This is a genomic window from Psychroflexus curvus (assembly GCF_020164585.1).
Lineage (GTDB): Bacteria > Bacteroidota > Bacteroidia > Flavobacteriales > Flavobacteriaceae > Psychroflexus > Psychroflexus curvus.
In genome coordinates this window covers 308,569-332,882 of sequence record NZ_JAIQZF010000002.1, presented here as the reverse complement: position 1 = coordinate 332,882, position 24,314 = coordinate 308,569, and the positions used below count along the sequence as shown (strand labels likewise).

The 24,314-nt window shown below is 38.0% G+C and carries 16 protein-coding genes; all 16 read right to left on the bottom strand.

Annotated features, from left to right (window positions below):
- A complete protein-coding gene (locus tag LB450_RS03705; RefSeq protein WP_224486509.1) occupies window positions 1-2,070 on the bottom strand; it encodes a capsule assembly Wzi family protein in 2,070 nt (689 codons plus the stop codon).
- Between the two features lie 102 nt (window positions 2,071-2,172).
- The gene (locus LB450_RS03700; RefSeq protein WP_224486508.1) at window positions 2,173-2,892 is read right to left on the bottom strand and encodes an energy transducer TonB; all 720 of its coding nucleotides are present in this window, start codon (window positions 2,890-2,892) and stop codon (window positions 2,173-2,175) included.
- A 50-nt stretch (window positions 2,893-2,942) separates the two neighbouring features.
- Entirely contained in the window at window positions 2,943-3,350 is a 408-nt protein-coding gene (locus LB450_RS03695; RefSeq protein WP_224486507.1) for a VanZ family protein, read from the bottom strand.
- Complete coding sequence (gene gcvH, locus LB450_RS03690; RefSeq protein ID WP_224486506.1) at window positions 3,319-3,696, bottom strand: glycine cleavage system protein GcvH; 378 nt, start codon at window positions 3,694-3,696, stop codon at window positions 3,319-3,321. The genes LB450_RS03695 and gcvH overlap by 32 nt, the downstream gene beginning before the upstream one ends.
- Window positions 3,697-3,708: 12 nt before the next feature.
- Window positions 3,709-10,869 carry a T9SS outer membrane translocon Sov/SprA gene (sov, locus tag LB450_RS03685; protein WP_224486634.1) on the bottom strand — a complete coding sequence of 2,387 codons (7,161 nt, stop codon included), beginning with the start codon at window positions 10,867-10,869 and terminating at the stop codon, window positions 3,709-3,711.
- A gap of 80 nt (window positions 10,870-10,949) precedes the next feature.
- Window positions 10,950-11,531, bottom strand: a complete 582-nt coding sequence (ruvA, locus tag LB450_RS03680; protein ID WP_224486505.1) for a Holliday junction branch migration protein RuvA — start codon at window positions 11,529-11,531, stop codon at window positions 10,950-10,952.
- Between the two features lie 82 nt (window positions 11,532-11,613).
- Window positions 11,614-13,908: an NADP-dependent malic enzyme gene (locus tag LB450_RS03675; protein WP_224486504.1), complete on the bottom strand. Its 2,295-nt coding sequence runs from the start codon at window positions 13,906-13,908 to the stop codon at window positions 11,614-11,616.
- 200 nt (window positions 13,909-14,108) lie between these two features.
- A complete protein-coding gene (gene queG, locus LB450_RS03670) occupies window positions 14,109-15,035 on the bottom strand; it encodes a tRNA epoxyqueuosine(34) reductase QueG (protein WP_224486633.1) in 927 nt (308 codons plus the stop codon).
- Window positions 15,036-15,038: 3 nt separating this feature from the next.
- Complete coding sequence (locus tag LB450_RS03665; RefSeq protein ID WP_224486503.1) at window positions 15,039-16,361, bottom strand: cytochrome P450; 1,323 nt, start codon at window positions 16,359-16,361, stop codon at window positions 15,039-15,041.
- A gap of 9 nt (window positions 16,362-16,370) precedes the next feature.
- Window positions 16,371-17,393 (bottom strand): Holliday junction branch migration DNA helicase RuvB, encoded by a 1,023-nt coding sequence (gene ruvB, locus LB450_RS03660; protein ID WP_224486502.1) that lies wholly within the window; start codon window positions 17,391-17,393, stop codon window positions 16,371-16,373.
- A 69-nt stretch (window positions 17,394-17,462) separates the two neighbouring features.
- A complete protein-coding gene (locus LB450_RS03655; protein ID WP_224486501.1) occupies window positions 17,463-19,283 on the bottom strand; it encodes a cytochrome c oxidase subunit I in 1,821 nt (606 codons plus the stop codon).
- 24 nt (window positions 19,284-19,307) lie between these two features.
- On the bottom strand, window positions 19,308-20,354 hold the full coding sequence (locus LB450_RS03650) for a cytochrome c oxidase subunit II (protein ID WP_224486500.1): 1,047 nt from the start codon (window positions 20,352-20,354) through the stop codon (window positions 19,308-19,310).
- Window positions 20,355-20,377: 23 nt separating this feature from the next.
- Window positions 20,378-21,682, bottom strand: a complete 1,305-nt coding sequence (locus tag LB450_RS03645) for a quinol:cytochrome C oxidoreductase (RefSeq protein ID WP_224486499.1) — start codon at window positions 21,680-21,682, stop codon at window positions 20,378-20,380.
- Window positions 21,683-21,711: 29 nt separating this feature from the next.
- Window positions 21,712-22,299: a c-type cytochrome gene (locus LB450_RS03640; RefSeq protein ID WP_224486498.1), complete on the bottom strand. Its 588-nt coding sequence runs from the start codon at window positions 22,297-22,299 to the stop codon at window positions 21,712-21,714.
- Window positions 22,300-22,303: 4 nt separating this feature from the next.
- On the bottom strand, window positions 22,304-22,831 hold the full coding sequence (locus LB450_RS03635; RefSeq protein ID WP_224486497.1) for a DUF3341 domain-containing protein: 528 nt from the start codon (window positions 22,829-22,831) through the stop codon (window positions 22,304-22,306).
- Window positions 22,831-24,297, bottom strand: coding sequence for an NrfD/PsrC family molybdoenzyme membrane anchor subunit (gene nrfD, locus LB450_RS03630; protein WP_224486496.1), 1,467 nt, complete (start codon window positions 24,295-24,297; stop codon window positions 22,831-22,833). Before nrfD ends, LB450_RS03635 begins: the two co-directional genes overlap by 1 nt.
- Window positions 24,298-24,314: the final 17 nt, after the last annotated feature.

Genomic DNA, 24,314 nt, shown 5'->3' with positions numbered 1-24,314 from the left:
TTAGTAGTCATAATACCAATTGAAAATATCTGTTCTGAATCCAAAGTTCAACCAGGTTGTAGATCTGTCAAAATTGAGAGTTGTATTTTGAGAAACGTCAAGGTTACGATGGATGAGACTAACATAAGCTTTTAAATTGGTCGTGGGATTCACGATAAAACCTGCTTCTAGTTCTCCGTAATAAGAATTAGCCCTGTTTCCCTGACCAATAGCAATGCCTTCATCTGCAATTCTCAACCGCTCATCCCCAAGCAAATCCGTTCCATAGAAAGGGTTGTTATCTGCATTGGTTTCAAAACCACGCTCGCCGAAAATAAATTTTGCATGACCATAGAACCTGTCTTTTTTATACCTGGTGATCAACAAAAGCTCTCTAAAATTTGCGCCCCAAAGATGAGCCAGCGGCTGGTTGTCGTTGGTATAATGTAGGTTTAACGTATTGTGTGAATACGTATACGGCCTCACTTGGTTGTATTCCAACTGAAGGAAAAGGTTGTTTACTTTAAAAGCATCGGCATATTTAACACCCATTTGAAACCCGAATTTGTTTCTCCAACTTTTATTTCCAGCCCTCACTTCTTCTACAGAAAACTCATCGATAATAAGTTGACCATAAGTATTGATTTGATTTGTCCACTTGTATTTATAACTTAGCCCAATGATAGACTTTCCAGATCGGGATCCTGTACCATATTCAGCCATATTGTAAAACAATACTGGATTTATAAAATTCCAGTCGAACCCACGGTTTGGCTCACTTTCAAATAAAACAGTTTCGAACAGCCCAATGTTCAAACGTTTGTTGACATTGAAACTCAAATAATGCGTCGCCATATATTTGGTCAAAAATGCTCCTCCATCGGTGGATGTATTAGGATTTCTCAATGAAGACCAAATATTTGTATACTTGAATTTCCAAAAGGTAGTGTTCATTTTGAAATATGCATTTGGGCTTGGAGTATCACTCCTAAACAATGAACGATAACCGTCTCCTATGAAATTTTTCCCTCTTCCAAATTGAATATCAAGAAAATCAGCAGCCTGGTAAGCAAGGTAACCCTCCACCACAGGATAATCAAACCCGTCTTTAAAAGGTTCACCTATACCTCGTCCGGGAACACTAACCTGAAACGTGTCATTTCTGCCACGACTTATAGCTAAATCATTGAAGTAGCCTGCAAATTTTCCCTGACTTTCATAAATCGCAGTAAATAAATTGAGACGTTTCCCTAAACCTGCCTGAAGAACACCTGCTCTGGTATTGTTATAGGTTGTATAGGACTCTTCAAAATCCTTTCCCACCTGCAAATCTGCAGCAATATCGAATGTAAACCAATAATTTTCACCCTGAATTTGAACTGTATTTTCATTAAAAAACTTCTTACCAAACCAGGATTCCTTATCATAAAATAAAGCCAGATTTTCTTTTTTCATATCATAGTAAGGTTCTACTTCTCTATACTGAAAAGGCTTGGAGGCTGTGTGCGCATTGGTGCCAATTTTATCCATATTGACTGTAAACCTGTTGTAAAGTTCATGAGAAAGCGGAATGTTTAGCCCACTGCTGTATTGCGGATAAGTGAAGTCTTTCGTTTTAATATTGTCAAATTCACTTTGGTAACTTTTCAAAGGTTTTTCCTTTTGAATGGCATCTTCTGTAAATGAAGATTCAGTTAAGGGTATCTGAAGAGGCATTCTGTATTGAGCATAAGTTGGTGCTCCATTATAAGTAGCTGGAGATATTTCTGGCAAAGCATTAAATACTCTTCCCAGTTCTTCATTTAAAGCCTCATATTCTGAGTTGATATAAAGCACTTGAAATACACCTTCTTTATCTACTTCAAATAAAACCGTGGCTAAGCCCTTAAAATTTTCTGAAGCTATGACTGAAGGCTCCTTGTAATTTAAACGAATAAATGATTTGAGTTGTTCTTTAAAACAATGTTCCTGCTCGGCCTTAAGCACGTTTTTACATTCGGGGAAAGTAGGGTAGTTTTCTGTTTTGGAAATAAAGTTTTGACTTGAAGCCACGAAACTAAAAAAGACTAAAACAACAGGAAGAAATTTCATAATGAGAAAATTGAAAAACGCTATACAAATGTGATTTAAAAATAGCAATAAAAAAAATCCCGAATGTAATATTCGGGATTTAAGTAATTAATATAAATGAATTTAATCCTGTACTTGGAAAGTAATAGGTAGAGAGTAAAGAACCCCTACATTTTGACCTCTTTGCTGTCCAGGTTTCATCTTAGGCAGTTTTTGTATAACTCGCTCACCTTCAGATTGTAATCTTGGGTGAGGTGCTCTAGCTGCAACATTTACAATGTTACCTTTTTTGTCAATTTTGAACTGCACATATACTCTGTTGATACCACTTAAGCCTAAATCTGCAGCTAGTCCAGTATCAAAATTTTTATTTACAAACTCACTGATTTTCTTACTCATGCATTGCTTACGCTCCTCATTATTATTTAAACCTTCACAACCTGGAAAGATTGGAACACTTTCAATAACAGCAAAAGGAACGTCACCAATCTCTTCTTCCACTTCTTCTACTTCTTCTACTTCAACTATTTCGTCCTGGTTGGTTTCTGTAGACTCTATAATAACTTCTTCCACTTCGGAATCATCTTCTACAACCTCAATCACTTCTGGAGCTGGTGGTGGCGGTGGTGGTGGGGGTGGCGGAGTTTTCTGTATTTCAGTAATGGGCACATCTTCCTCTTCTAACATATTGAGATTCACAGTACCAGTATCAATGGCTTCTTTGTCGTAGGTTTTCCACTCTATCATCATCAGAGTGATTCCAAGGACGACAACTAGTCCGATTTGGAAAAACAAAAGACTTCTTCTGGAAAGATCTTTTTTTGGATTCTTTTTGGGTTCCATATTTTTATTTTAAATAGATTACTAAAGTATAAAAAAAATGAAATTTAGTTTCACTTTGAATTTATATTTTCGAAAATTCTTTTCTCAAAGAATTTAAAACACAGGTAACTTGCAATAACTCCAATACTATTGGATAAAATATCATAAACGTCAAAAACTCTCACCTCTGTTATAAGCTCTTGAAATATTTCAATAACGATGCCAAAAATAATAATTCCTAAGGAAATTGTAATTTTAGACACAATTCTTTTTGAGGAAAATGGCTGCAATGCTATTAGCCAAACAGTATTCAAGACAAAATAAGCTATAAAATGATAGAACTTATCTTCGTTTTTGACCTCAAGCTGTGGCAAGTCGCTAATATCCGTCAATGATAGATAACCGATAAATAATGTACAAAAAAGAGCAAAAGGCAGAAGCAGTTTGCTATTCAATATGAGACTTATAAGTTTCTGCATCCATCAACTCTTTAACCTCATCTTGATTGGCTATTTTCATTTTTATCATCCATCCCTTATCGTAAGGCTCTTCATTGACCATCTCCGGTTCATCTTCTAGATCTTCATTGAATTCCAGAATTTCACCAGTAAGTGGCAAGTATAAGTCAGATACTGTTTTTACAGCCTCTACGGTTCCAAAAACTTCATCTTTGTCCAAAGTTTCACCAATAGTTTCGACTTCTACATAAACAATGTCACCAAGTTCGCCTTGAGCAAAATCAGTGATGCCGATCGTTGCAGTATCTCCATCGATTTTAATCCATTCGTGATCTTTTGTGTACTTTAAATTATTTGGTACATTCATTTTTAATTGATTTTAATTTCCAAAATTATATCTTAACGTTACTCCTGCCCTAATTGTGGTTTGAGGGAATATCGTTGAAATTGCATTCTGCGAAAATACATGATCGTAGAAAAATAACGCCGTTAAATTTTTAGTAAATGCATAATCGGTAACAATATTTATAGACCAGATGTCCTGACCTGAGGTTACACGGTTACTCAGCACATCCAGACTTCTTATTATAGTTTTATTTCTTCGCAAGGAAATATCCGCTTTTATATTCAAATCACTGCTCAAAACCCTGCGATTTCCTTCAAATTGCGTAATTATAGTGAGGTCTTTTATCCTGTAACCTAGACCTACCACATACTCATCTCCCTGCATTTCGGTTAAAAGATTATTGTTGAAACTCAATGACAAAGCTCTGTCTTTTCTTATTTCAGCAACTACACTTAAGGAGTTTTTCATTTCAAAATCCAACTTTACTAAAGGACTAAACTCCTCTATAAGATTCACATTCGACACAAAAAGTTCTGGTCTAAAGTTCCCTTCCGGATCTCTATTGAAATCCCCATAAGGATCTCTCCTGTTATATTCTAAATTGGATTGAAATTGATTGATGGTGTAAGTTGACCTGTACCCGTGCTGAACTGAAAATCGATTAAAATTTTCCTTGAACCAGGTTAATCTCATGAAACCAGTATACTGCAAATTCCAGCCGGGAATAGGAATATCCCTAAATTGACCTAAACTTTCACTTTCTGCACTCGATCCTGTATAAGCAGATAAAAAAGAAGGGAGTAAGACCGCCTGACTGGTTCTGCCAAATCCAACTGGAAACCCATTTTCATCAATATTATCAGGGTTATTTAGATTAACACCTGCTTGTTCTGCAAGTCTGTTAGCTATGATAAATCGGTTTTCTTTAAACTGCTCGAAATTTTCAGAAAAGTCACTGGTACTCGTACTGAAAGACGTACGAATCATATTGGTGGAGATGTTGAAATTTCCAAACGTGTTTGGAATGATGGAATTATAAGCCATAGTTTCAGGATCTACCCTGAAGTTTTCTGTATAAGTCTCAGAATACCTTCTATTGGCATTCAAATCTATAGTAAGACCTTGCAAAAGCTTTAATCCTGCCTGGACGTCTAGCTGCTGATTCTCTGTTCTGGTATATTGCTCATTAAAATCCTGATACATGGTAAGCCAACCACGTCTGGCCACTTCTCTCCTCACATCATTCTGACTTCCAAATGTAAATCCAGCCGTTGGCTTTAAAGTTCCTCCAAATCCTACATCGTTCGTATAGCCTGGCAAAAAGATCCCCTCGGTCTCTGAGTAGTTAATCTGAACCCTGTCCAAAGCCGTTACAACACCTATGAGAGTGTTCATAGCCTTATCACCAGTGCTGAGTTTAGTTGTAACTTCCTGAGAGTCGTTCTTATCTTGGTCTTGCGCTTGTTCTGGCTGCCCCCCTCTTCTCCTGCTTGTATTCCTTTTGATCTGAGCTGGGTTCTGAACTTTCTTCTTGGTCAATCCTAAATAAGAATACAGACTGGACATGTTTAGATTTCCATTGATTTGATGGCTGGCTGAGTTTTGTACTGAATTTCCTAAGTCTGGAATTGCCTCTAAATCACGTAAAATCTCTGAACCTTTGGTCCAAAGAAAGTCTCCTGTGTAAGAATACTGGGATTGAATAAACTTTAAAAAAGGAATTTTATTAAAAGGTAAGGTATAATTGACCTGAAGTTGTTGATAATGCCGGTTTGGAATCCCTACATCGAAGAAATCATCAAAAATACCTATGCTGTTATCCTGAACATTATTTTCATCTATGTAATTTCTTACAATCCTGTTTGTCGACGCATTGAAGTTGAAGTTTAATGCTTTTGTCAGGCTGTAATCAATGGCATACTGCCAGTCAAAAAAGTAATTCCTTTGAAATAACTTAGGGGTCCCTATACTTCCAGGAGGCAGATTAAACTCCCTGTACCTCAACTCGTTATATTGCCGATTTACATCAGCTCCGGCAGTGATACTGTTGGGCAGTAGATTCACATTAAAGTCCTTGAAAATAGCAAAATAGGGGCTTTCAAAAAGACCTATTTTTTCAAAAGGTTTTATTTCCAGAGGCTCAAGATTATAGGCGTAGGTCATCGCCGCATCCACATTTTGATCTAGTGATTGTCTTATTTGGAAATCTCTGTAATTGGTTTCATTATAACTCCCGGATAATGTGAAATTCTCTATGTCATATGGCATAGGTGTCCTTTCTGTATCAGTCCTGTCTTTACGCAAACCGATTACACTTATACCTTGTCTAAGGGTATAGGTTTCTGCCTGTTCCTGAAAATCTGACCTGTCGGTTTCATCGACTGCATTATCCAGAAGGGTTTCCAGTTCGAGATCTCCATACACCGGGTCGAACTGTGGAGTTATTAATTCTTCTCCTCTGCTATAACTGACAGGAATTTTTACGCTCCATTTCTCTGGTAAAACCTGTCCTAGATTTAAACCTGTCACTACATCATACTGCTTAATGTCTTCCCTGCTTCTCTGATTTGGCCCCTGCTCTATAGCTCCAAAGCCTATTGTAGATCTACGCCCACTTGCAGATATGTTTGCGAAATCAGCAAAATTGGTATCTAAATTAAGAACAGCCGCCCAGCCGCCTTCATTTTTCAGTCCGGAAAGCCTTAGCTCGTTAAACCAGACTTCACCAGAAACATTTTGGTTACTCGAGTTTTTAAGACCCAGCATGATGACTCTTATATTACCAAAACTGGGATTTCCTATAATTCCAACTTTGACTTCTTCATTGAAATTGCCATCGACTAGATTCATAGATTTATCAAAGTAATTGAGCTTAAGATTACTTAAGTTATCATCTCCAAGCACTCTCGACTTGATTTGCTGAAGGAGATCTAAGGGTAAGTTCACATCGTTTTCTAAAGGCCATACCCCTCGAGGAGAATAATCCTGAGGACCTGAGGTTTTCAATGGAATTTCAATTTGATAATAGTTGTTGGTGAAATCGATTCCCATCCTGATAAATGCGGTAAGCTCACCATCCTGAAGCTGAGCATTGGGAGGGGACAAGGGTTGCGCATGAAGAAACATTTCTATATTTTCATACTGACGCATGTCTATTTGATAATTTTTGAAAACACCCCTGGAGTCCATAGGATCTAGGTTTTTCACTCTCAAAGCAAGTGATTTTTCATTTTCTCTTATCGCTACATTATTACTGACTAATTCTTCTCTTAAAACTCCTGGAGGCGTCACATAATTGGAGGTATTCTCCTCACTTACAGCTTCAGAGAAAAACTTTGTATCTCCAATTTTAGGATTAGATCCATCGGGCAAAATGGGCAAATCGTAATCGAAATAGTCTCCCCTTACCAGCTCCAGAGTTCCAAATCTTAAAATGGTTTCCCGATCAAAATCCGTCATAAACATTCTCATAAAACGTATAGATCTTAAATCGCTTATCCCTCCAATGGCAAATTCCTCGCTGGTTCTAAGAGGAACTCTGAATTGTATCCATCTCGCTTCAATCTGTTCCCCATTTTGGAGCGTGGCTATGACTTCCTGAACGTCTGTAATATAATCTGAATCTATTCCTGCTACAGAACTTGTGTTGTTTTCGACACTCATGTTCGGAAAGACAGGAACTTCGTATTCGAAGTAACTATCGATAGTGTTCATGGTATTATCCAGGTTCACATCTTCAACATCTGGAAAAACAGAATTCCCTCTGCTGTTTTCAGTCACAATCACAGGGTTATTCCCTTCGGCCCCATTAAATTTTCTATAGCGATTCAAGATATCGCCTTCTCTGTTTAGGTAATATTCATAATCATCGTTGGAAGGATCTTCAAAATTGGCAAAAGAAGGAAACTTCTCTGCCTCATCTTGATTGATCAACCCATCGAAACCTACATCTTGATTGGTTCGTTCTTGCCCGTCTGTATCGAAAGCATAAACTAAAGACTGGTTGCTGGGTACTTTACCAAAATTAGTCGTTAGTGCATTAGAACTCCCCCCATCTTCCGGCAATCCATTCTCAAATTGCTTCCTTCCGTCCTTTAAAATATCCTCGGTAATACTCCCAAAATTAAGCACCACCTTCCCACCAGTATTCCCAGCATTTTCAGGATAAATAAAGGGATCCATTACCCAAAATTCCACATATTCTACATTGGATTGTTCAAAATCTGTAGTTTGTAAGCCTCTCATAATCCCACCGAAATTTTGTTTTGGATTAGGGAGGCTATTATCAGTGTTTGCAGCTGGGTTGTAATTGTACATTCCTCTTTCTCCTGGCCTGTATACAAGATCTAAAGGGAATAACGTCTGAATTTGTCCTGGAACAATATCCCTATTAGGAAATATTTCATTGATAGTAATACGTCTCGAATAGTATTGAGAGAGATCCTCGTCTGAAATATCTGCGGGTCTCTGCGTACTATAAAAAATAGGATCTATAGTATACCAATTCAACTTTGCTCTAAAATCATTTATGCTCAGGTCATTATTGGCATCGAAATTTCCATTGGCATCTTTTGGTCCCCGGTAACCAACTGGAGAACTCGCCAATTTCCAGGCTGTAGCGTCTATTATTGAAATCGAGGTTTGAGAGCCTTCAAAATCATCCACATAACTGGTAGCTTCTCCTTCAAAATTATTTGCCTGCGGCGAACCTGGCAGCAAGTAGGCGAACTCTCCCCTCAGTGAAAAATTAGATTCTACGTCGGTGTCAATATTTGGTAGCTTATTGACCATTCTTGTAAAGAACGGGACTTGTGTATTATAATTGAAATTCACCCCAAAAATACTGTTGTTAACAGGTTCGGTTCCAAAATCTGCTTTTTGAGTGATAGGTCTTTCGTTCAAATTCAAAAACGTACCACCAATTAATAATTCTTCGCTAAATCTATGCTGAACATCAATCCCTGTAAAGCGCTTGGTTTGCCTTCCAAACAAAGCATTGTTTTCTGTTGAGACCTCAATGGGTATATCAGAAGCCAATAAGGCTTCATCCAGAATATTTACTCTACCCAATTCATAATCTACTGTGTAATCTATGCCTTCCTGTAAGACTCTACCTCCAGCTGTTACCTTTACAGATCCTCTAGGAACATTAAAGGCTCCAATAGGAATCCCTCCTGTATTAGTAGATTTATAACGCCCAGATAATCGGAATTTATTTTTTTCGGCACCTTCCTGTTGTGCTTGGATTTTAGTTGTTCTATAAAGGCTTCTAAAAACGTATTTGGACTGATTACCGTTGTAGGTTTCAGGATTATCGTAGTTTTCCGGACCAGATTCAGGTGTAGGATCTAACTTATTGAAGAGGTACTCTCCAAAGGGTTCTACTTTGGTAAATTTCAAAACGCCATTTTGTGGATCTATGGTGATGCCTGGAACAAAATCAAAAAACCCGTCTCCGCCACTAACAGGATCATTGTTAAAATTCAATCTATCCAAATCCAACACCTGCAAAAGATTCGTTTCACTTACATCCTCGGGAAGTGGAGTGCTACTCTCTGGGGCCTGTTCAATAAAATTAACCGGCTGTGGATCCGCGTATAGAATATTAAGACTAAACCCATCCTGTTCCAGATCCAATGCTCCAAGTTCATAGAAATTTTTCATCATCAAATCCCAAATAGGCTCTTCTACGAATGTAATGGGGCTCTTGAGAAGTTTTACAATTAAGTTTTGGTTGATTGCAATTTGCTCACCTTCTACCTGAGTATTTTCCTGAGTTTCGGTTGCGGACGGCCCCCCATTACCAAACTCTCCAACCTGAAAAACTCTTCCATCGGTAGTCGTATATTCAAAAGCAACACCAAGAACTTCATCGTTATTTAAGCGCTGGTTCAAGGAAATGTACCCTAATTGAGTATCCAGATAATATTCATTGGGTTGTAATTCTCTGGCATTTTCCAAAATAGCATAATCGCGACCTTCTGAAACAAAAGGCTGAGCAGATCCAAACCCCTGCTGTACGGTTGCAAAATCTCTTATTTGATTGGTTAATGCAGATTGCCCTCCTACGCCTATCCCTGTAGGATTGAATAAGTTGTTGGGGTTATTCGGTCTCGCGTTCGGGTTTAAAATAAAATTTGGAACTGGCGACGAAATAGGATTTCCTGTATTATCCTTAAGAAGGCCCAAATTCTCTGGGGAACTCTCACCAAGATCCTGTATGGCGACAATATTTCTTGCACTGGAAGTCGTTTGAGAATTGTTGGTTCTGTTGGTGACCCAGACCTGTATCCTTGTAATTTGAATCCTGCTATTTATAAAAGGATAATTTTCTAAAGAACTATCGTATTGATCTTTAAAATAATGTGACAAGAAAAAATGCCTGTTGTTATCATAGTCCAGAACAAATTTATCGAATTCTCTTACCCTTGCACCTCCCTGTATATTCACACTTTGACGTTCTGAATTTAATTCTGAAAAGACTCCCGTTATCGTAGTTTTTCCAAACTTAAGTTCAGTTTTAACCCCAAATAAACTTTGTGACCCTTGAATAAGCGAACTATTGGTATTCATCTGAACATTACCTACCTCAATTTTTTGTACGATATCATCTTCAGTGGGTGAATATTCTAATTTGATTTGATTCTGAAAATCGAAAGTGGATTGTGTATCATATTCAGCATTAACCTGAAGCCTGGATCCGACTGAAGCCTGCAAACTCAAACTTATCTGCTGGTTAAAGTCGAAGGTGAGATTGCTTTGATTTCTTGGGGAAAGAGAAGGATTGTCTTGTTTGCTGTAAAGGATTCCCATGTCTACTGCAACCGAACCTCGTGGAGTTACCTCTATTTCATCGCCACCAAATAAAGATTGAAAGAACGAATTATTCACATAAAAAATAGGAATTAAGTTCTTTTGACTTTCCTCATCTCCTTTTCCAAGAGCTGCATCAGACTTCTCTTTAAAATAGACTTTCATCTGTTCTTTAAGCACTAAAGACTCAAATTCTTCCGGGGTAAGAACCAACGGATACTTGGTGTTTACAGAGCCTATTTTCTCAGTATAAATATACCTGTCCAAGACAGAATCGTACTCATATTTCGAAACTATGCTAGAAGGGTCGGGCATAGTTATATTTCCAAAGGAAGCTCCCATAGGAATTGAATCCTGTTCTTCCTGAGCATACATTTTCATTGTAAATAATGAAATAGCAACCAGAAATATGAGTGGGCTATAAATTAGATTAAAAGCTTTTTCAGTAAGCGTCAAGAGTTTTATAGATTTTTTAAAGCCAGTTTGATTATCTCTTCAACGTTTGCGTTAGGATTATTATTACAAATCCTCGAGATAATTTTACCAGATTGTTTTCTGGTGTAGCCTAAAGTTTCTAAAGCAGACAAGGCTTCTTCCTTATTTGCATGACTAGGAGATTGTACAATTTCCGTCAAAGCTTCTGTACTTTGCATTTTATCTTTAAGATCGAGGATGACCCGTTGAGCGGTTTTTTTACCAATACCTTTTACACTTTGTATGGTATCGGTATCTTCTGTAGAAATGGCTTCTATAACCTGCTCTGGTGTTAGCGACGACAACATTACTCTTGCAGTACTGGCACCAATTCCAGAAACAGAAAGCAGTTGTCTGAACACTAAGCGTTCTGCTTTATCTATAAATCCATAAAGGGTGTGTGAATCCTCTTTAATTTGAAGATGGGTATAGATTGTAATAAGCTCCTCGTCTTTTAAACGGGAAAAGGTATGAAGTGAAATATTCACTTCATACCCTATTCCATTGCAGTCTACTACTATATGAGTTGGATTTTTTTCCAAAAGTCTCCCCCGAAGCTGAGTAATCATCTTAACTTAAATTTAGGAACCAAATGTAACAAAATTAAGTTAAGAACTTAATCGTTAAAAACTATTATAAGGTCATAAAAACCTAATTCTTGAGGTTGACTTTCCGCTTGCTTTTTTGTTGAGCATCTACCACTGCTAAGGCAGACATATTGACCATTTCATCTACACTCGCTCCTAGCTGAAAGACATGAGCTGGCTTATTGAGTCCCATTAAAATAGGCCCTATGGATCCAGCGCTATTGAGCTCCTTCAGTAATTTATAGGTGCTGTTGGCAGAATCAAGATTTGGATAAATAAGTGTGTTAACTTTTTTCCCACTCAATTTAGAAAACGGAAATTTATCCATTCGCATTTTTTTATTGAGCGCAAAATCTACCTGTAACTCGCCGTCAACTGCAATCTCGGGAAAATTTTTATGTAAATAATCCACAGCCTCTTTTACTTTGGAAGCATTAGGATTTTTGGAAGAGCCGAAGTTGGAATACGAAGCCATGGCAATAACAGGATCTATACCAAACATCTTCACTGTTTTGGCAGTCATCTGCGCAATTTTAGCCAGTAAAGTGGCATCCGGGTCAATGTTAATAGAAGTGTCACTTATAAAAATAGGTCCGCGTTTGGTATTCATCAGATTGGTAGCTGCAACGCTACTCACGCCACTTTCTTTTCCTATCAACTCAAGAATAGGTTTCAGCACAGAAGGATAAGCCCTGGAATATCCAGACAACATTGCATCCGCATCTCCATTTTCTACCATCATTGCTGCATAATAATTCCGCTCTCTTATCAGTTTTTCGGCATCGTATAAAGTCACACCTTTTCTGCTTCTCTTCCTCCACAAAGCTTCTGCGTATTCCTTTCTTTGTTCTCTTTCTTCATCAGATTTTGGGTCGATGATAGTAATATCATCTCCCTCAAATTCGATTTCGTCCATCAGCTCCAAAATAACATCTCTGCGACCAAGTAATATGGGAGTAGCAATTTTTTCATCATACACCTGCTGTGCCGCTTTGAGTACATCAAGATGATCTGCTTCAGCATACACAATTCGTTTGGGATTTTGCTTTGCACGATTAATAAGAAGCCTGGTGATTTTATCTTCACTTCCCATACGTTCCAGAAGATCATCTTTATAGGCATCCCAGTCTTCTATAGGGTTTTGTGCTACTCCAGATTCCATTGCAGCTTTGGCTACAGCAGGAGGGATTTCGGCAATAAGACGCGGGTCAAAAGGTTTTGGGATGATATAATCTCTTCCAAAATTGAGCCGGGTTTCTGCATAAGCAATATTGACTTGTTCAGGGACCGGTTCTTTGGCAAGCCTCGCCAGTGCTTTTACAGCAGCCATTTTCATTTCTTCGTTGATCTGAGTTGCTCTCACATCCAGTGCCCCTCTAAAAATATAAGGAAAGCCTAGAACATTATTCACCTGGTTAGGAAAATCGGTTCTTCCTGTTGCCATAATGACATCCTCACGTGTTTCTAAAGCCAAATCATAATCGATTTCCGGGTCTGGATTAGCCATAGCAAATACGATAGGATTATCTGCCATACTAGAAAGCATGTCAGGCTTAAGCACACCACCAACAGAAAGCCCTAAAAATACATCTGCATTCTCTAGAGCTTCAGAAAGGTCTTTAACCTTTCTGGAAGTTGCAAATTCAATCTGTTTGTCCGAAAGGTCATTTCTGCTTTTATCAATAACACCTTTGCTATCGAACATGACGATATTTTCTTTTTTCGCCCCAAGTAGCACATAAAGTTTTGTGCATGCAATCGCTGCAGAGCCTGCTCCGGAAACGACAATTTGAACTTCATCTATGTTTTTATCTGCAAGTTCTAAGGCATTTAGAAACGCAGCAGCAGAGATGATTGCTGTCCCATGCTGATCGTCATGCATAACAGGAATGGGCAGTTCTGCTTTGAGTCGTTCTTCAATTTCAAAAGCTTCCGGAGCTTTAATGTCCTCTAAATTAATGCCACCAAAAGTTGGTGCAATATTTTTTACAGTCTCTATAAATTCATCAATGTTTTTGGTATCGACTTCAATGTCAAACACATCAATATCTGCAAAGATTTTGAAAAGCAAAGCCTTTCCCTCCATCACTGGCTTGGAAGCTTCTGCTCCAATATCTCCGAGACCTAAAACCGCTGTTCCATTGGATATAACCGCAACAAGATTCCCTTTGTTGGTATATTTATAAGCATTTTGTTTATTCTTTTCAATTTCTATACAAGGTTCTGCAACACCTGGTGAGTAAGCAAGACCAAGGTCTCGTTGTGAAGAGTGCTTTTTGGTGGGCACGACTTCGATTTTCCCTGGTCTTGGTTTGGCGTGATATACTAAGGCTTCTCTTCTTTTTCTTGGTGAACTCATAATCTTTTTATTACAACTAAAGCAAATTCCACTTTAGCTATTAAGTAAAGCAAAGGTAAGTCTTAAGAGTTATTTTGAAACACATCCTTATTGATATTAAGATTGAAACTTAAAGGATTAACATTGTAAAACCGCAAACAACATAAAAACGTTTGATTTTAGTTGAAGAAATGGCCTTATCTTTTATCTGTAATAAAAATTCAAGTCGCTTTTATATAATTCATGTTTCGCTTTAAACCTTCAAACTTCGTTCGTTTTACAGCCGATTTTCGAAAAATCTCATTGAAAATATCTTTGGTGATTTCCTCCCAGTCTTTTTTATCGTAGCTGAGTAAATCTGGATGGGGATTGAATAAAGGTTCGTTATGTGGTTTACTAAATCGGTTCCAGGGACAGACATCCTGGCAAATATCGCAGCCAAACATCCAGTCTTCAAATTTATCCTGATAGCCCTTAGGAATTTCATTTTTCAATTCAATAGTGAAATACGAAATACACTTGCTTCCGTCTACTTTGTATGGCTCATAAATGGCATCGGTAGGACAGGCGTCTACACATTTGGTGCAGGAACCACAATGATCGGTAACCGGAGTGTCAGTTTCCAGTTCAATATCCAAAATCAATTCAGCAATAAAGTAAAACGAACCGGTTTGTTTAGACAGTAGATTTGAGTGTTTCCCTACCCAACCCAAGCCGCTTTTGGCGGCCCATGCTTTTTCCAAAACGGGTGCAGAATCCACAAAAGCCCTCCCGCCTATCTCACCAATTTCTTCAGTGAGCGTATGCATCATTTCCTTCAATTTCGATTTGATGACATGGTGATAATCTCGACCATAAGCGTATTTGCTTATCTTATAAGTATCCTCGTTTTGGGTTTCTTCTGGGAAATAATTATAAAGCAGTGAAATCACACTTTTTGAGCCTTCCACCAGTTTAGTGGGGTCCAGGCGCTTGTCGAAATGATTTTCCATATACTGCATCTCTCCGTGAGCATTTTGCTTGAGCCATTGTTCCAGACGTGGCGCCTCCTCTTCCAGAAATTCTGCTTTGGATATTCCACAAGATAAAAACCCCAAGCGTTCAGCTTCAGCTTTTATGAGTTGGCTATGGAGTGCTCTTTTTGAGATAGGTTATCTTTTTGAGAATTTTACAAAGGCATTTTTAGGCTTTAAGCTTATCAGAGGTTGAATTTCAATTTCTTCTTTTACCTCTTCAATCTTGAACTTTTTCAAGAGTTGATGAATCGTTAGCGTAATTTCATACATCGCAAAATTGTTGCCAATACATTTACGAGGACCAGCACCAAAAGGAAAATAAAAATTGCTTATGCTTCTTGAATCTTCGAAGCGCTCAGGTTTAAATTCAGTTGGGTTTTCCCAGTTTACAGGGTTTCGATGAATTTGATGTACAGAGAAAAGCAAGTCGTTATGCTTAGGAATTTCAAAGCCTTTAAAAGCATCTTCTTCAATATTTTGTCTGTCGATAAAATAAACAGGAGGAAATAAACGCATAGACTCTTCAATCACATGCTGCGTGTATTTGCTCTCTTTGAGAATATCAAAATAAGAAGAGCCTTCCAGCCCTTCAATTTCTGACCTCAATTTATGCTGAACTTCTTCTTTTTGACCTATCAATTGAATGGTAAAGGACAGTGCGTTAGATGTTGTTTCGTGTCCTGCGATAAAAAGGATGAGAATTTCATCAATAAGTTGCTCTTCGCCCATTTTAGAACCGTCTTCATACCTCAAGGCCATCAACATATCCAAAAGATCTTTCCCTTCCTGTTCAGAGTTTTCTCTCCTTTTGATGATCCCTGAAAGCAAATCTCTGGCCTCCTGGCTAAGACTCAAGTTCCGTTTGAGTTCACCGCTTAAATGAAACCACCACTTCTTATAAGGTTGCCTTAGTTCCTTGACCAGCATTTTTTGAGTCTCCTCTGTTATAAACTGTAACCTTCCAATTTCTTCTGAATTAATAGCGTCGCTGAATAAACTTTTGACCACCACTTTAAAGGCTAAATCATTAAAGATTGGGAAAATATCAATTGTTTTACCAACTTCAATTCTATCGAGCTCTTTGTCGATGGCTTCCACCATGAAATCCAAGAGCGTGTAAAGATTTTTTTTATGAAAGGCAGGCTGAATCAATTTCCGCTGAAATTTCCATTTTTCTCCTTCAGAGGTTAACAAACCATGTCCCACGTATTTGGCTAAATCCTTGGTTTGAATCTCTGTTTTTCTAAAGTTTTTTTGATTATCCCTCAGGGCATAAATCGCAAATTCAGGATCTCGGGAAAAGACCACTGAATTTCCAAAACCTAAATTCAACCTGAAGGTATCTCCTAGGGCTTCAAAATTCTTGTGATGAAACGGCAGGGGATTTTTCAAAATGCTACCTGCATGTTTAAAAAATTCTATAAAAGGAACTTCTGGAAGCTGTTTAAAACTAGACATATGAATTGATTAAAATAATCCTCCCTGTTTGCTTTCTCTAAGCTTTCCAAGGTGTTTGTAGGCAGAGTCAGTCACCTCTCTTCCGCGTGGTGTTCGATTGATAAATCCTTTCTGAATTAGAAAGGGTTCATAGACTTCCTCAATGGTTTCTGAGTTTTCGCTCACTGCGGTCGATAAGGTAGAAAGCCCCACCGGGCCTCCTTTGAATTTATCTATGATGGTAAGCAGGATTTTATTGTCCATATCGTCCAAACCAAAGGCATCAACATTTAAGGCTTTCAAACTATATTTAGAAATCTCCATATCAATTTTCCCATTGCCTTTGATTTGGGCAAAATCCCTTACCCGTCTAAGTAAAGCATTTGCAATTCTAGGTGTACCTCGACTCCTGCCTGCGATTTCGATAGCAGCTTCGGTGGTGATGGAGACACCAAGTATAGACGCACTTCTTAAGATAATATCACTCAAGAGTTCTGTTGTATAGTACTCGAGTCTGCTGGAAATTCCAAACCTGGCTCGCATAGGTGCTGTAAGTAATCCTGAGCGTGTTGTTGCTCCTACGAGTGTAAACGGATTCAGGTTGATTTCTACGCTTCTCGCATTGGGTCCAGACTCAATCATGATATCAATCTTAAAATCTTCCATAGCTGAGTATAAATACTCTTCTACAACAGAGCTGAGTCTATGGATTTCATCGATGAAAAGGACATCTCTTGGCTCCAGATTGGTCAGTAAGCCGGCTAGATCACCTGGTTTATCTATGACAGGACCAGAAGTGATTTTAATACCGGTCTGTAATTCATTGGCTAGAATATGAGCTAAAGTCGTTTTACCAAGACCGGGAGGGCCATGAAAAAGTGTATGATCTAATGCTTCTCCACGCAAGTTAGCAGCCTTGACGAAAACCTGTAAATTTTCTAACACATGAGACTGACCAGCAAAGTCATCAAAAGAAAGAGGTCTTAAAGCTCTTTCAACTTCCTGATCTTGATTTGATAAATTATCACCCGAAGCATCTAAATTTTCATTCATGTCACAAAGATAAATAAAAAAGCCCCCAAGAAATTGATACTTGGAGGCTTATGATTTTATATTGAGAAATTATTCAGTCATCTCTTCTTCTTCCTCTTGTATAGGGACGTTTTGAGGGACAAAATCCTGACCAGGAATCACGTATTCTGTCTCGTCTTTATTCATCTTACTGTAATCGTAAGACCATCTGTACACTTTAGGAATTTCTCCAGGCCAGTTACCATGAATATGTTTCACAGGCGTAGTCCACTCAAGCGTATTGGATTTCCATGGATTTTGCTCTGCTTTCTTTCCATAAAATATAGAATGTATAAAATTATAAACAAAGAATATTTGAGCAGCAGCAGTTATGAATGCAAATACAGAAATTAAAATATTCGTGTTTGCCAAATCATCAAAATAAGGGAACTCTGTAAATTTATAATAACGTCTTGGAAGTCCAGCCATACCGATGAAATGCATAGGGAAGAATATTCCATAAGCACCTATGGCAGTAATCCAAAAGTGAATATATCCCAGGTTTTTGTTCATCATTCTACCAAACATTTTAGGGAACCAATGATAAACACCGGCAAATAGTCCGTACAAGGCTGAAATACCCATGACCAAGTGGAAGTGAGCAATAACAAAGTAAGTATCGTGAACATTGATATCCAATGTGCTATCCCCTAAGATGATCCCTGTTAAACCACCAGTAACGAATGTAGATACTAAGCCAATTGAAAACAGCATCGCTGGGTTCAGCTGAAGGTTACCTTTCCACAGTGTAGTTATATAGTTAAAGGCTTTTACACCAGAAGGTATTGCAATCAATAGGGTTGTGAATGTAAATACAGAACCCAAAAAAGGATTCATACCAGACACAAACATGTGGTGACCCCAAACTACGGTAGATAAGAAAGCAATTGCTAAAATAGAAGCAATCATGGCTCTATAACCAAAAATGGGTTTTCTGGAATTGGTTGCTATGATCTCGGAAGTAATACCAAGTGCGGGCAGAAGTACAATATAAACTTCTGGGTGTCCTAAGAACCAAAACAAGTGTTCATATAAAACTGGTGAACCTCCCTGATAAGAAAGTACCTCACCTTGAATATAAATATCGCTTAAAAAGAAAGACGTACCAAAACTTCTGTCCATCAATAATAATAAACCAGCTGCCAGTAAAACGGGAAAGGAAACCACGCCAATTATAGCCGTTACAAAGAAAGCCCAGATAGTAAGCGGTAATCTGGTCATAGACATTCCTTCAGTTCTTAAATTAAGAACAGTCACGATATAGTTCAAAGAACCTAATAAGGAAGATGCTATAAAAACAGTAATAGCGACTAGCCATAGGGTCATACCAAGACCGGAACCACCGATGGCTTGTGGCAAGGCACTTAAGGGTGGGTATACCGTCCATCCGGCAGAAGCTGGACCAGCTTCTACAAAAAATGAAGAAACTATAATTACCGATGATATGAAGAATAACCAATACGATAACATATTTAGAAATCCGGAAGCCATATCTCTGGCTCCGATTTGAAGCGGAATCAAAAGGTTACTAAATGTACCACTCAAACCGGCAGTTAACACATAAAACACCATAATGGTACCGTGGATGGTAGATAGTGCTAAATAAATACTAGGATCCATAACACCGTCTTCTCCAAATCGACCTAACAATACTTCATAAATCCAAAAGGATTCGTTTGGCCAGGCCAATTGCAGTCTCATTAACATGGACATGGATATACCAATAAAACCCATAATAAGACCAGTTATCAAATATTGCTTAGCGATCATTTTATGATCTGTACTGAAAATGTACTTTTCTATGAAAGTTGGCTCATGATGACCCTCCTCGTGTGCATGATCGTTAGCAAGTGGTTGTGCAGCTACTGACATATATATTCTTATTTAATTTTATAATTAATTTTGGGCTGTTAATTCTCCAAATGTTTGTTGCTCTGAAATCCATTTCTGGTATTCTTCCTCTGATTCGACAACGATTTTCATTTGCATATTGTAGTGCGATACACCACATATTTTGTTACATAACAAATAATATTCAAACTCGTAATTTTGTTCATCGGAATCTAAATTCTCGTTGTTTTTGCGAATTTCGTTGATATTTTTCACTTTCTCAACCATGTATTCGCTATTTCGGATTTCTTTAGAAGTTGTTGTAGGGGTAAAACCAAACTGAGTAGTCATCCCTGGTACAACGTTCATTTGTGATCTGAAGAATGGGAAATATGCTGAGTGTAATACGTCCTGTGATCTGAATTTAAACAACACTGGTCTATCCACTGGCAGGTGGAGTTCTGTAGTGATAATATCGTCCTGAGCATAAGAATCAGACTCGTTGAGACCTAACTGATTAATACCTTCGATAAATCTAACATTAGCTTCACCAAGAGTTCCATCTTCGCCGGAATACCTGGCCCTCCAGTCAAACTGGTAAGCATAGATTTCAACGACAAGGGTTTCATCTGTTTCTTCTACATTCATGATTTCAGACCAGCTGAACAATCCATAGATAATTAGAGCTGCAAGTGTGATGACAGGAATGATGGTCCAGATAAATTCAAGTTTATCATTATCGGCATAAAAAAGGGCTTTTCTTCCTTTTTGACCTCGGTATTTATAAGCAAACCAGTGAATCAAAAATTGGATAATGACCTGAACAAACATAATAAGACCAAGAGAAATGAAGAAAAGTTGATCATAATCTTCTGAATGTGCAGAAGCTCCTGGCGCATAAAATTTGCTTAATTCCCAAAAGGAATAAATCATCAATCCATAAAGAAAAACAATAAAGGCCAGGAAAATTTTTCCCTGCTTTTGGTTGTCCTCGTTAGTTGCTATTTGTGAATCATCGCTCTCAACAGGTTGAGACAGTTTGAAGATTTTGGAAATCTGCCAAATTGTAATTCCAAGTAAAGCGGCGACTATAATTATAAGTAATGCGGTCATCTTCTATCTTTCTTTTAATAGGTTTAGTAGTGAAAATGTTTACTTTCTTCTAAGAAAGCATTGTGTTTTACTGTTAGTGGAGCTTTAGCTAATGCTTTAAATACTGTGAATATGAATAATCCAAGTATAAGTAAGACTGAACTGATTTCAGGAATACCAATAGTCCAGGATTCTCCAACGGTTCCAGGCATAATCATCACGAAAAAGTTAAGGTAATTCCCCAATAGAATGATAACTCCTGCAAACACAATGATCCAATTGATTCTTTTGAAATCTGAATTGATAAGTATGAGCATTGGCAGTACCCAATTCAGGATAACAGTCCCGAAAAATAATACCGGATAATCTTCCAGCCTTTGAGCATAGTAGGTGACCTCTTCAGGAATATTGGAATACCAAATCAATAAAAATTGAGAAAACCATAGGTAAGCCCAAAAGATTGAAAAGCCCATCATAAATTTACCTAAATCGTGTATGTGACTATTGTTTACATTCTCTAGATAACCTTTGCCTTTTAGATAAATAGTAACTAAAGCAATTGTAGTAACGGCTGAAACCAAAATACTAGCTAATACAAACCATCCAAACAAAGTACTAAACCAGTGGGTATCTATACTCATGATCCAGTCCCATGACATCATAGACTCAGTAACGATAAAGAAAACCAAGAAACCGGCCGATAGCTTGAAATTGCGTTTGTGAAGTCTCAAATCGAAACCATCATCCATCTTTCTGGAATTCTTGATAATCAATTTAGAGAACAAAACCCAGCCTATCATATAGATAGCTGCTCTGATAAGAAAGAATGGGGTGTTAAGATAAGCCGTTTTATTTTGAATAATTTCATCGTGAGCTACAACTTCAGGATCCATCCAAACAAACAAGTGGTTGAAATGCAAACTAGAAAGAAGCAATAGTATATAAACAATTATACCTCCGGGTACTAAATAGGAAGCGATCCCTTCCATAACTCTAAACAAAACTGGAGACCAGCCTGCCTGAGCAGCGTTTTGCAGGGCGTAAAACACAAATACACCAAGCGAAATCAGAAATAAAAATAAAGCAGGAACATATAGAGCTGCCCAGGGTTTATTTTGTAATTGATGGTAAATGTGTTCAGCATGTTCATCCGCATGAGCATCTTCTGAAGCGTGATCACCTTGCATGGCAACACTTTCAGCACCATGAGATGCATTCTCAGTATGAAGCATTTCTTTAACTTCCTCTACCGAAGAGGGAGCATCGATGAAACTGTAAATCAAACCTATAGCCCCTAAAACGATAAGGATTAAGGAGAATGATTTTATTTTACTTGACATTGTGTACATAATATCTCAGCTATGTATTATAATTAGTTTTATTCTGATTCTGTTTCGAATTCTCTAGGTGCTTTACCTTCCAATTCTGCTTTCAACTTCATGACGTAATGATCGACTAGCCATAACTCTTCATTGTTCATTTGAGAAGCGTAGGAACCCATGGTATTGATTCCATGCCACATCACATGGTAAACACTACCTTCTGTGATAGCTCTACCTTGATCATCGTAACTAGGTACACCAAGAATTTTCTCACGTTCAACCAAGTAGCCTTTTCCGTTGCCATTTTCACCGTGGCAGGTCGCACAATAGATGTCATAAAGCTCTTTTCCTTTGGCTAAATTTTCTTCTGTATAGGAAACTTTATTTGTTAGCTCTTCCTTTGCGGTTTGATAACCCTCAGGAGAGTCTTCATACTCATAGGGAGTAAATCCTCGTGGTATGGTTCCCTCAGCTATTGTTAAGGCCTCCTGTTCCTGTGGAAAGATTTCATATTCCCCATAAGTATCATAAGGAACTGAAACGTACATATTTGGAAAGTACTGATAGTTACGTTCACTTTTATCGGAACAAGAGATAAAAGTCAAGCTAAAAGCTATAAGAACTATGGTAAACAAACTTTTCATAAATTTATTTATTATCTATTAATTTTATTTCAGAAGCTCCATTCTCATGAAGAACTTCTGCGATGGCTTGTACATTGGTTTCATTCACTGAAATTTCCATCAAAAACTTATCATCAGTTGTTCTCACATCTGGGTTTTCAGCTTTCTTAAATGGCCATAATTTACTCCTCATATAAAAAGTAATAACCATAAGGTGAGCTGCAAAGAAAACAGTCATCTCAAACATAATCGGCACGAATGCAGGCATGTTTTCAAGGTAGCTGAAACTTGGCTTACCACCAATGTTTTGTGGCCAGTCTTCAATCATGATGAAATTCATCATCCAGGTGGCTACAGCAAGACCAACTAATCCATAAAGAAAGGAGGTGATAGCCAATCTCGTATGTGGAATGCCCATAGCTTTGTCAAGTCCGTGAACCGGAAATGGACAAAACACTTCATCAATACTATATTTTTTCTCACGCAAAGCTTTAACGGCTTGCATCAATATATCATCGTCTGTAAAAATCGCATGTAAAACTTTTGATGCCATTATGAGTTAGATTTTGAATTAAATTGTGCTGAAAAATCTGGTAAAGGTTCTTGTTCTGGCTCATCATACAATTTCGCATCGTCACCTTTTTCAGCTCTTATTTTCTTATATTTTTCTCCAGATGATTTAAGTATAGACTTCACTTCTGCCTGTGCTATCACAGGGAATGTCCTTGCATATAATAAAAATAACACGAAGAAAAAACCAATAGTCCCTACAAATATACCGATATCCACAAAAGTTGGGGAGAACATCGTCCAGGCAGAAGGCATGTAATCTCTATGAAGTGACGTTACGATAATAACAAAACGCTCAAACCACATTCCGATATTGACGACTATCGAAATAAAGAAAGAAAACATAATACTTCTTCTTAATTTTGGAAACCACATAAACTGTGGTGAGAACACATTACAGGTCATCATTGACCAGTATGCCCACCAATAAGGACCTGTAGCTCTATTTAAAAAGGCATATTGTTCGTATTCAACACCTGAATACCAGGCCATAAACAACTCGGTAATGTAGGCAACACCCACAATAGACCCCGTAATCATGATCACTATATTCATCAGTTCAATATGTTGAATGGTGATATAGTTTTCGAGATTAGATACTTTTCTCATAATAATAAGAAGCGTGTTCACCATCGCGAATCCAGAGAATACAGCACCTGCAACAAAGTAAGGTGGAAATATAGTGGTATGCCATCCCGGGATGACGGACGTAGCAAAGTCAAAAGATACAATCGTATGAACCGATAATACAAGAGGCGTTGCTAAACCGGCAAGTACCAGAGAAACTTCCTCAAAACGCTGCCAGTCTTTTGCTCTACCGCTCCATCCAAAGGATAAAATACCGTAGATATGCTTTTGAAAAGGCTTTACAGCTCTGTCTCTTATCATCGCAAAATCAGGAAGTAAACCTGTCCACCAGAATACCAGCGAAACCGATAAATAAGTGGAAATTGCAAATACATCCCAAAGCAATGGAGAGTTAAAGTTAACCCATAGCGATCCAAACTGGTTTGGTATGGGTAACACCCAATACGCTAACCATGGACGCCCCATGTGAATGATTGGAAAAAGACCAGCCTGAATAACAGAAAAAATCGTCATAGCTTCTGCAGAGCGGTTAATAGCCATTCTCCATTTTTGTCTGAAAAGCAAAAGCACGGCAGAAATAAGGGTACCGGCGTGACCGATACCTACCCACCACACAAAGTTGGTAATATCCCAGGCCCAGCCAACAGTTTTGTTAAGACCCCAGGTACCAATTCCTTCTGAGACAGTATAGACAATACAGCCTAAACCCCATAAAAAGGCGATGAGTGCTATTGAAAAAACAACCCACCATGATTTATTTGCCTTTCCCTCCACAGGTCTAACCACATCCAATGTAACGTCATGGTAAGACTTATCTCCTGTAACTAAGGGTTTTCTAATAGGCGATTCGTAATGAGACATAATTTATATTAAATTTA

What these genes read in the sequence shown, in the direction of transcription:
- LB450_RS03705 (WP_224486509.1), bottom strand. Translation starts at nt 2,070, where the DNA reads ATGAAATTTCTTCCTGTTGTTTTAGTCTTTTTTAGTTTCGTGGCTTCA.
- LB450_RS03700 (WP_224486508.1), bottom strand. Translation starts at nt 2,892, where the DNA reads ATGGAACCCAAAAAGAATCCAAAAAAAGATCTTTCCAGAAGAAGTCTT.
- LB450_RS03695 (WP_224486507.1), bottom strand. Translation starts at nt 3,350, where the DNA reads ATGCAGAAACTTATAAGTCTCATATTGAATAGCAAACTGCTTCTGCCT.
- gcvH (WP_224486506.1), bottom strand. Translation starts at nt 3,696, where the DNA reads ATGAATGTACCAAATAATTTAAAGTACACAAAAGATCACGAATGGATT.
- sov (WP_224486634.1), bottom strand. Translation starts at nt 10,869, where the DNA reads ATGAAAATGTATGCTCAGGAAGAACAGGATTCAATTCCTATGGGAGCT.
- ruvA (WP_224486505.1), bottom strand. Translation starts at nt 11,531, where the DNA reads ATGATTACTCAGCTTCGGGGGAGACTTTTGGAAAAAAATCCAACTCAT.
- LB450_RS03675 (WP_224486504.1), bottom strand. Translation starts at nt 13,908, where the DNA reads ATGAGTTCACCAAGAAAAAGAAGAGAAGCCTTAGTATATCACGCCAAA.
- LB450_RS03665 (WP_224486503.1), bottom strand. Translation starts at nt 16,361, where the DNA reads ATGTCTAGTTTTAAACAGCTTCCAGAAGTTCCTTTTATAGAATTTTTT.
- ruvB (WP_224486502.1), bottom strand. Translation starts at nt 17,393, where the DNA reads ATGAATGAAAATTTAGATGCTTCGGGTGATAATTTATCAAATCAAGAT.
- LB450_RS03655 (WP_224486501.1), bottom strand. Translation starts at nt 19,283, where the DNA reads ATGTCAGTAGCTGCACAACCACTTGCTAACGATCATGCACACGAGGAG.
- LB450_RS03650 (WP_224486500.1), bottom strand. Translation starts at nt 20,354, where the DNA reads ATGACCGCATTACTTATAATTATAGTCGCCGCTTTACTTGGAATTACA.
- LB450_RS03645 (WP_224486499.1), bottom strand. Translation starts at nt 21,682, where the DNA reads ATGTACACAATGTCAAGTAAAATAAAATCATTCTCCTTAATCCTTATC.
- LB450_RS03640 (WP_224486498.1), bottom strand. Translation starts at nt 22,299, where the DNA reads ATGAAAAGTTTGTTTACCATAGTTCTTATAGCTTTTAGCTTGACTTTT.
- LB450_RS03635 (WP_224486497.1), bottom strand. Translation starts at nt 22,831, where the DNA reads ATGGCATCAAAAGTTTTACATGCGATTTTTACAGACGATGATATATTG.
- nrfD (WP_224486496.1), bottom strand. Translation starts at nt 24,297, where the DNA reads ATGTCTCATTACGAATCGCCTATTAGAAAACCCTTAGTTACAGGAGAT.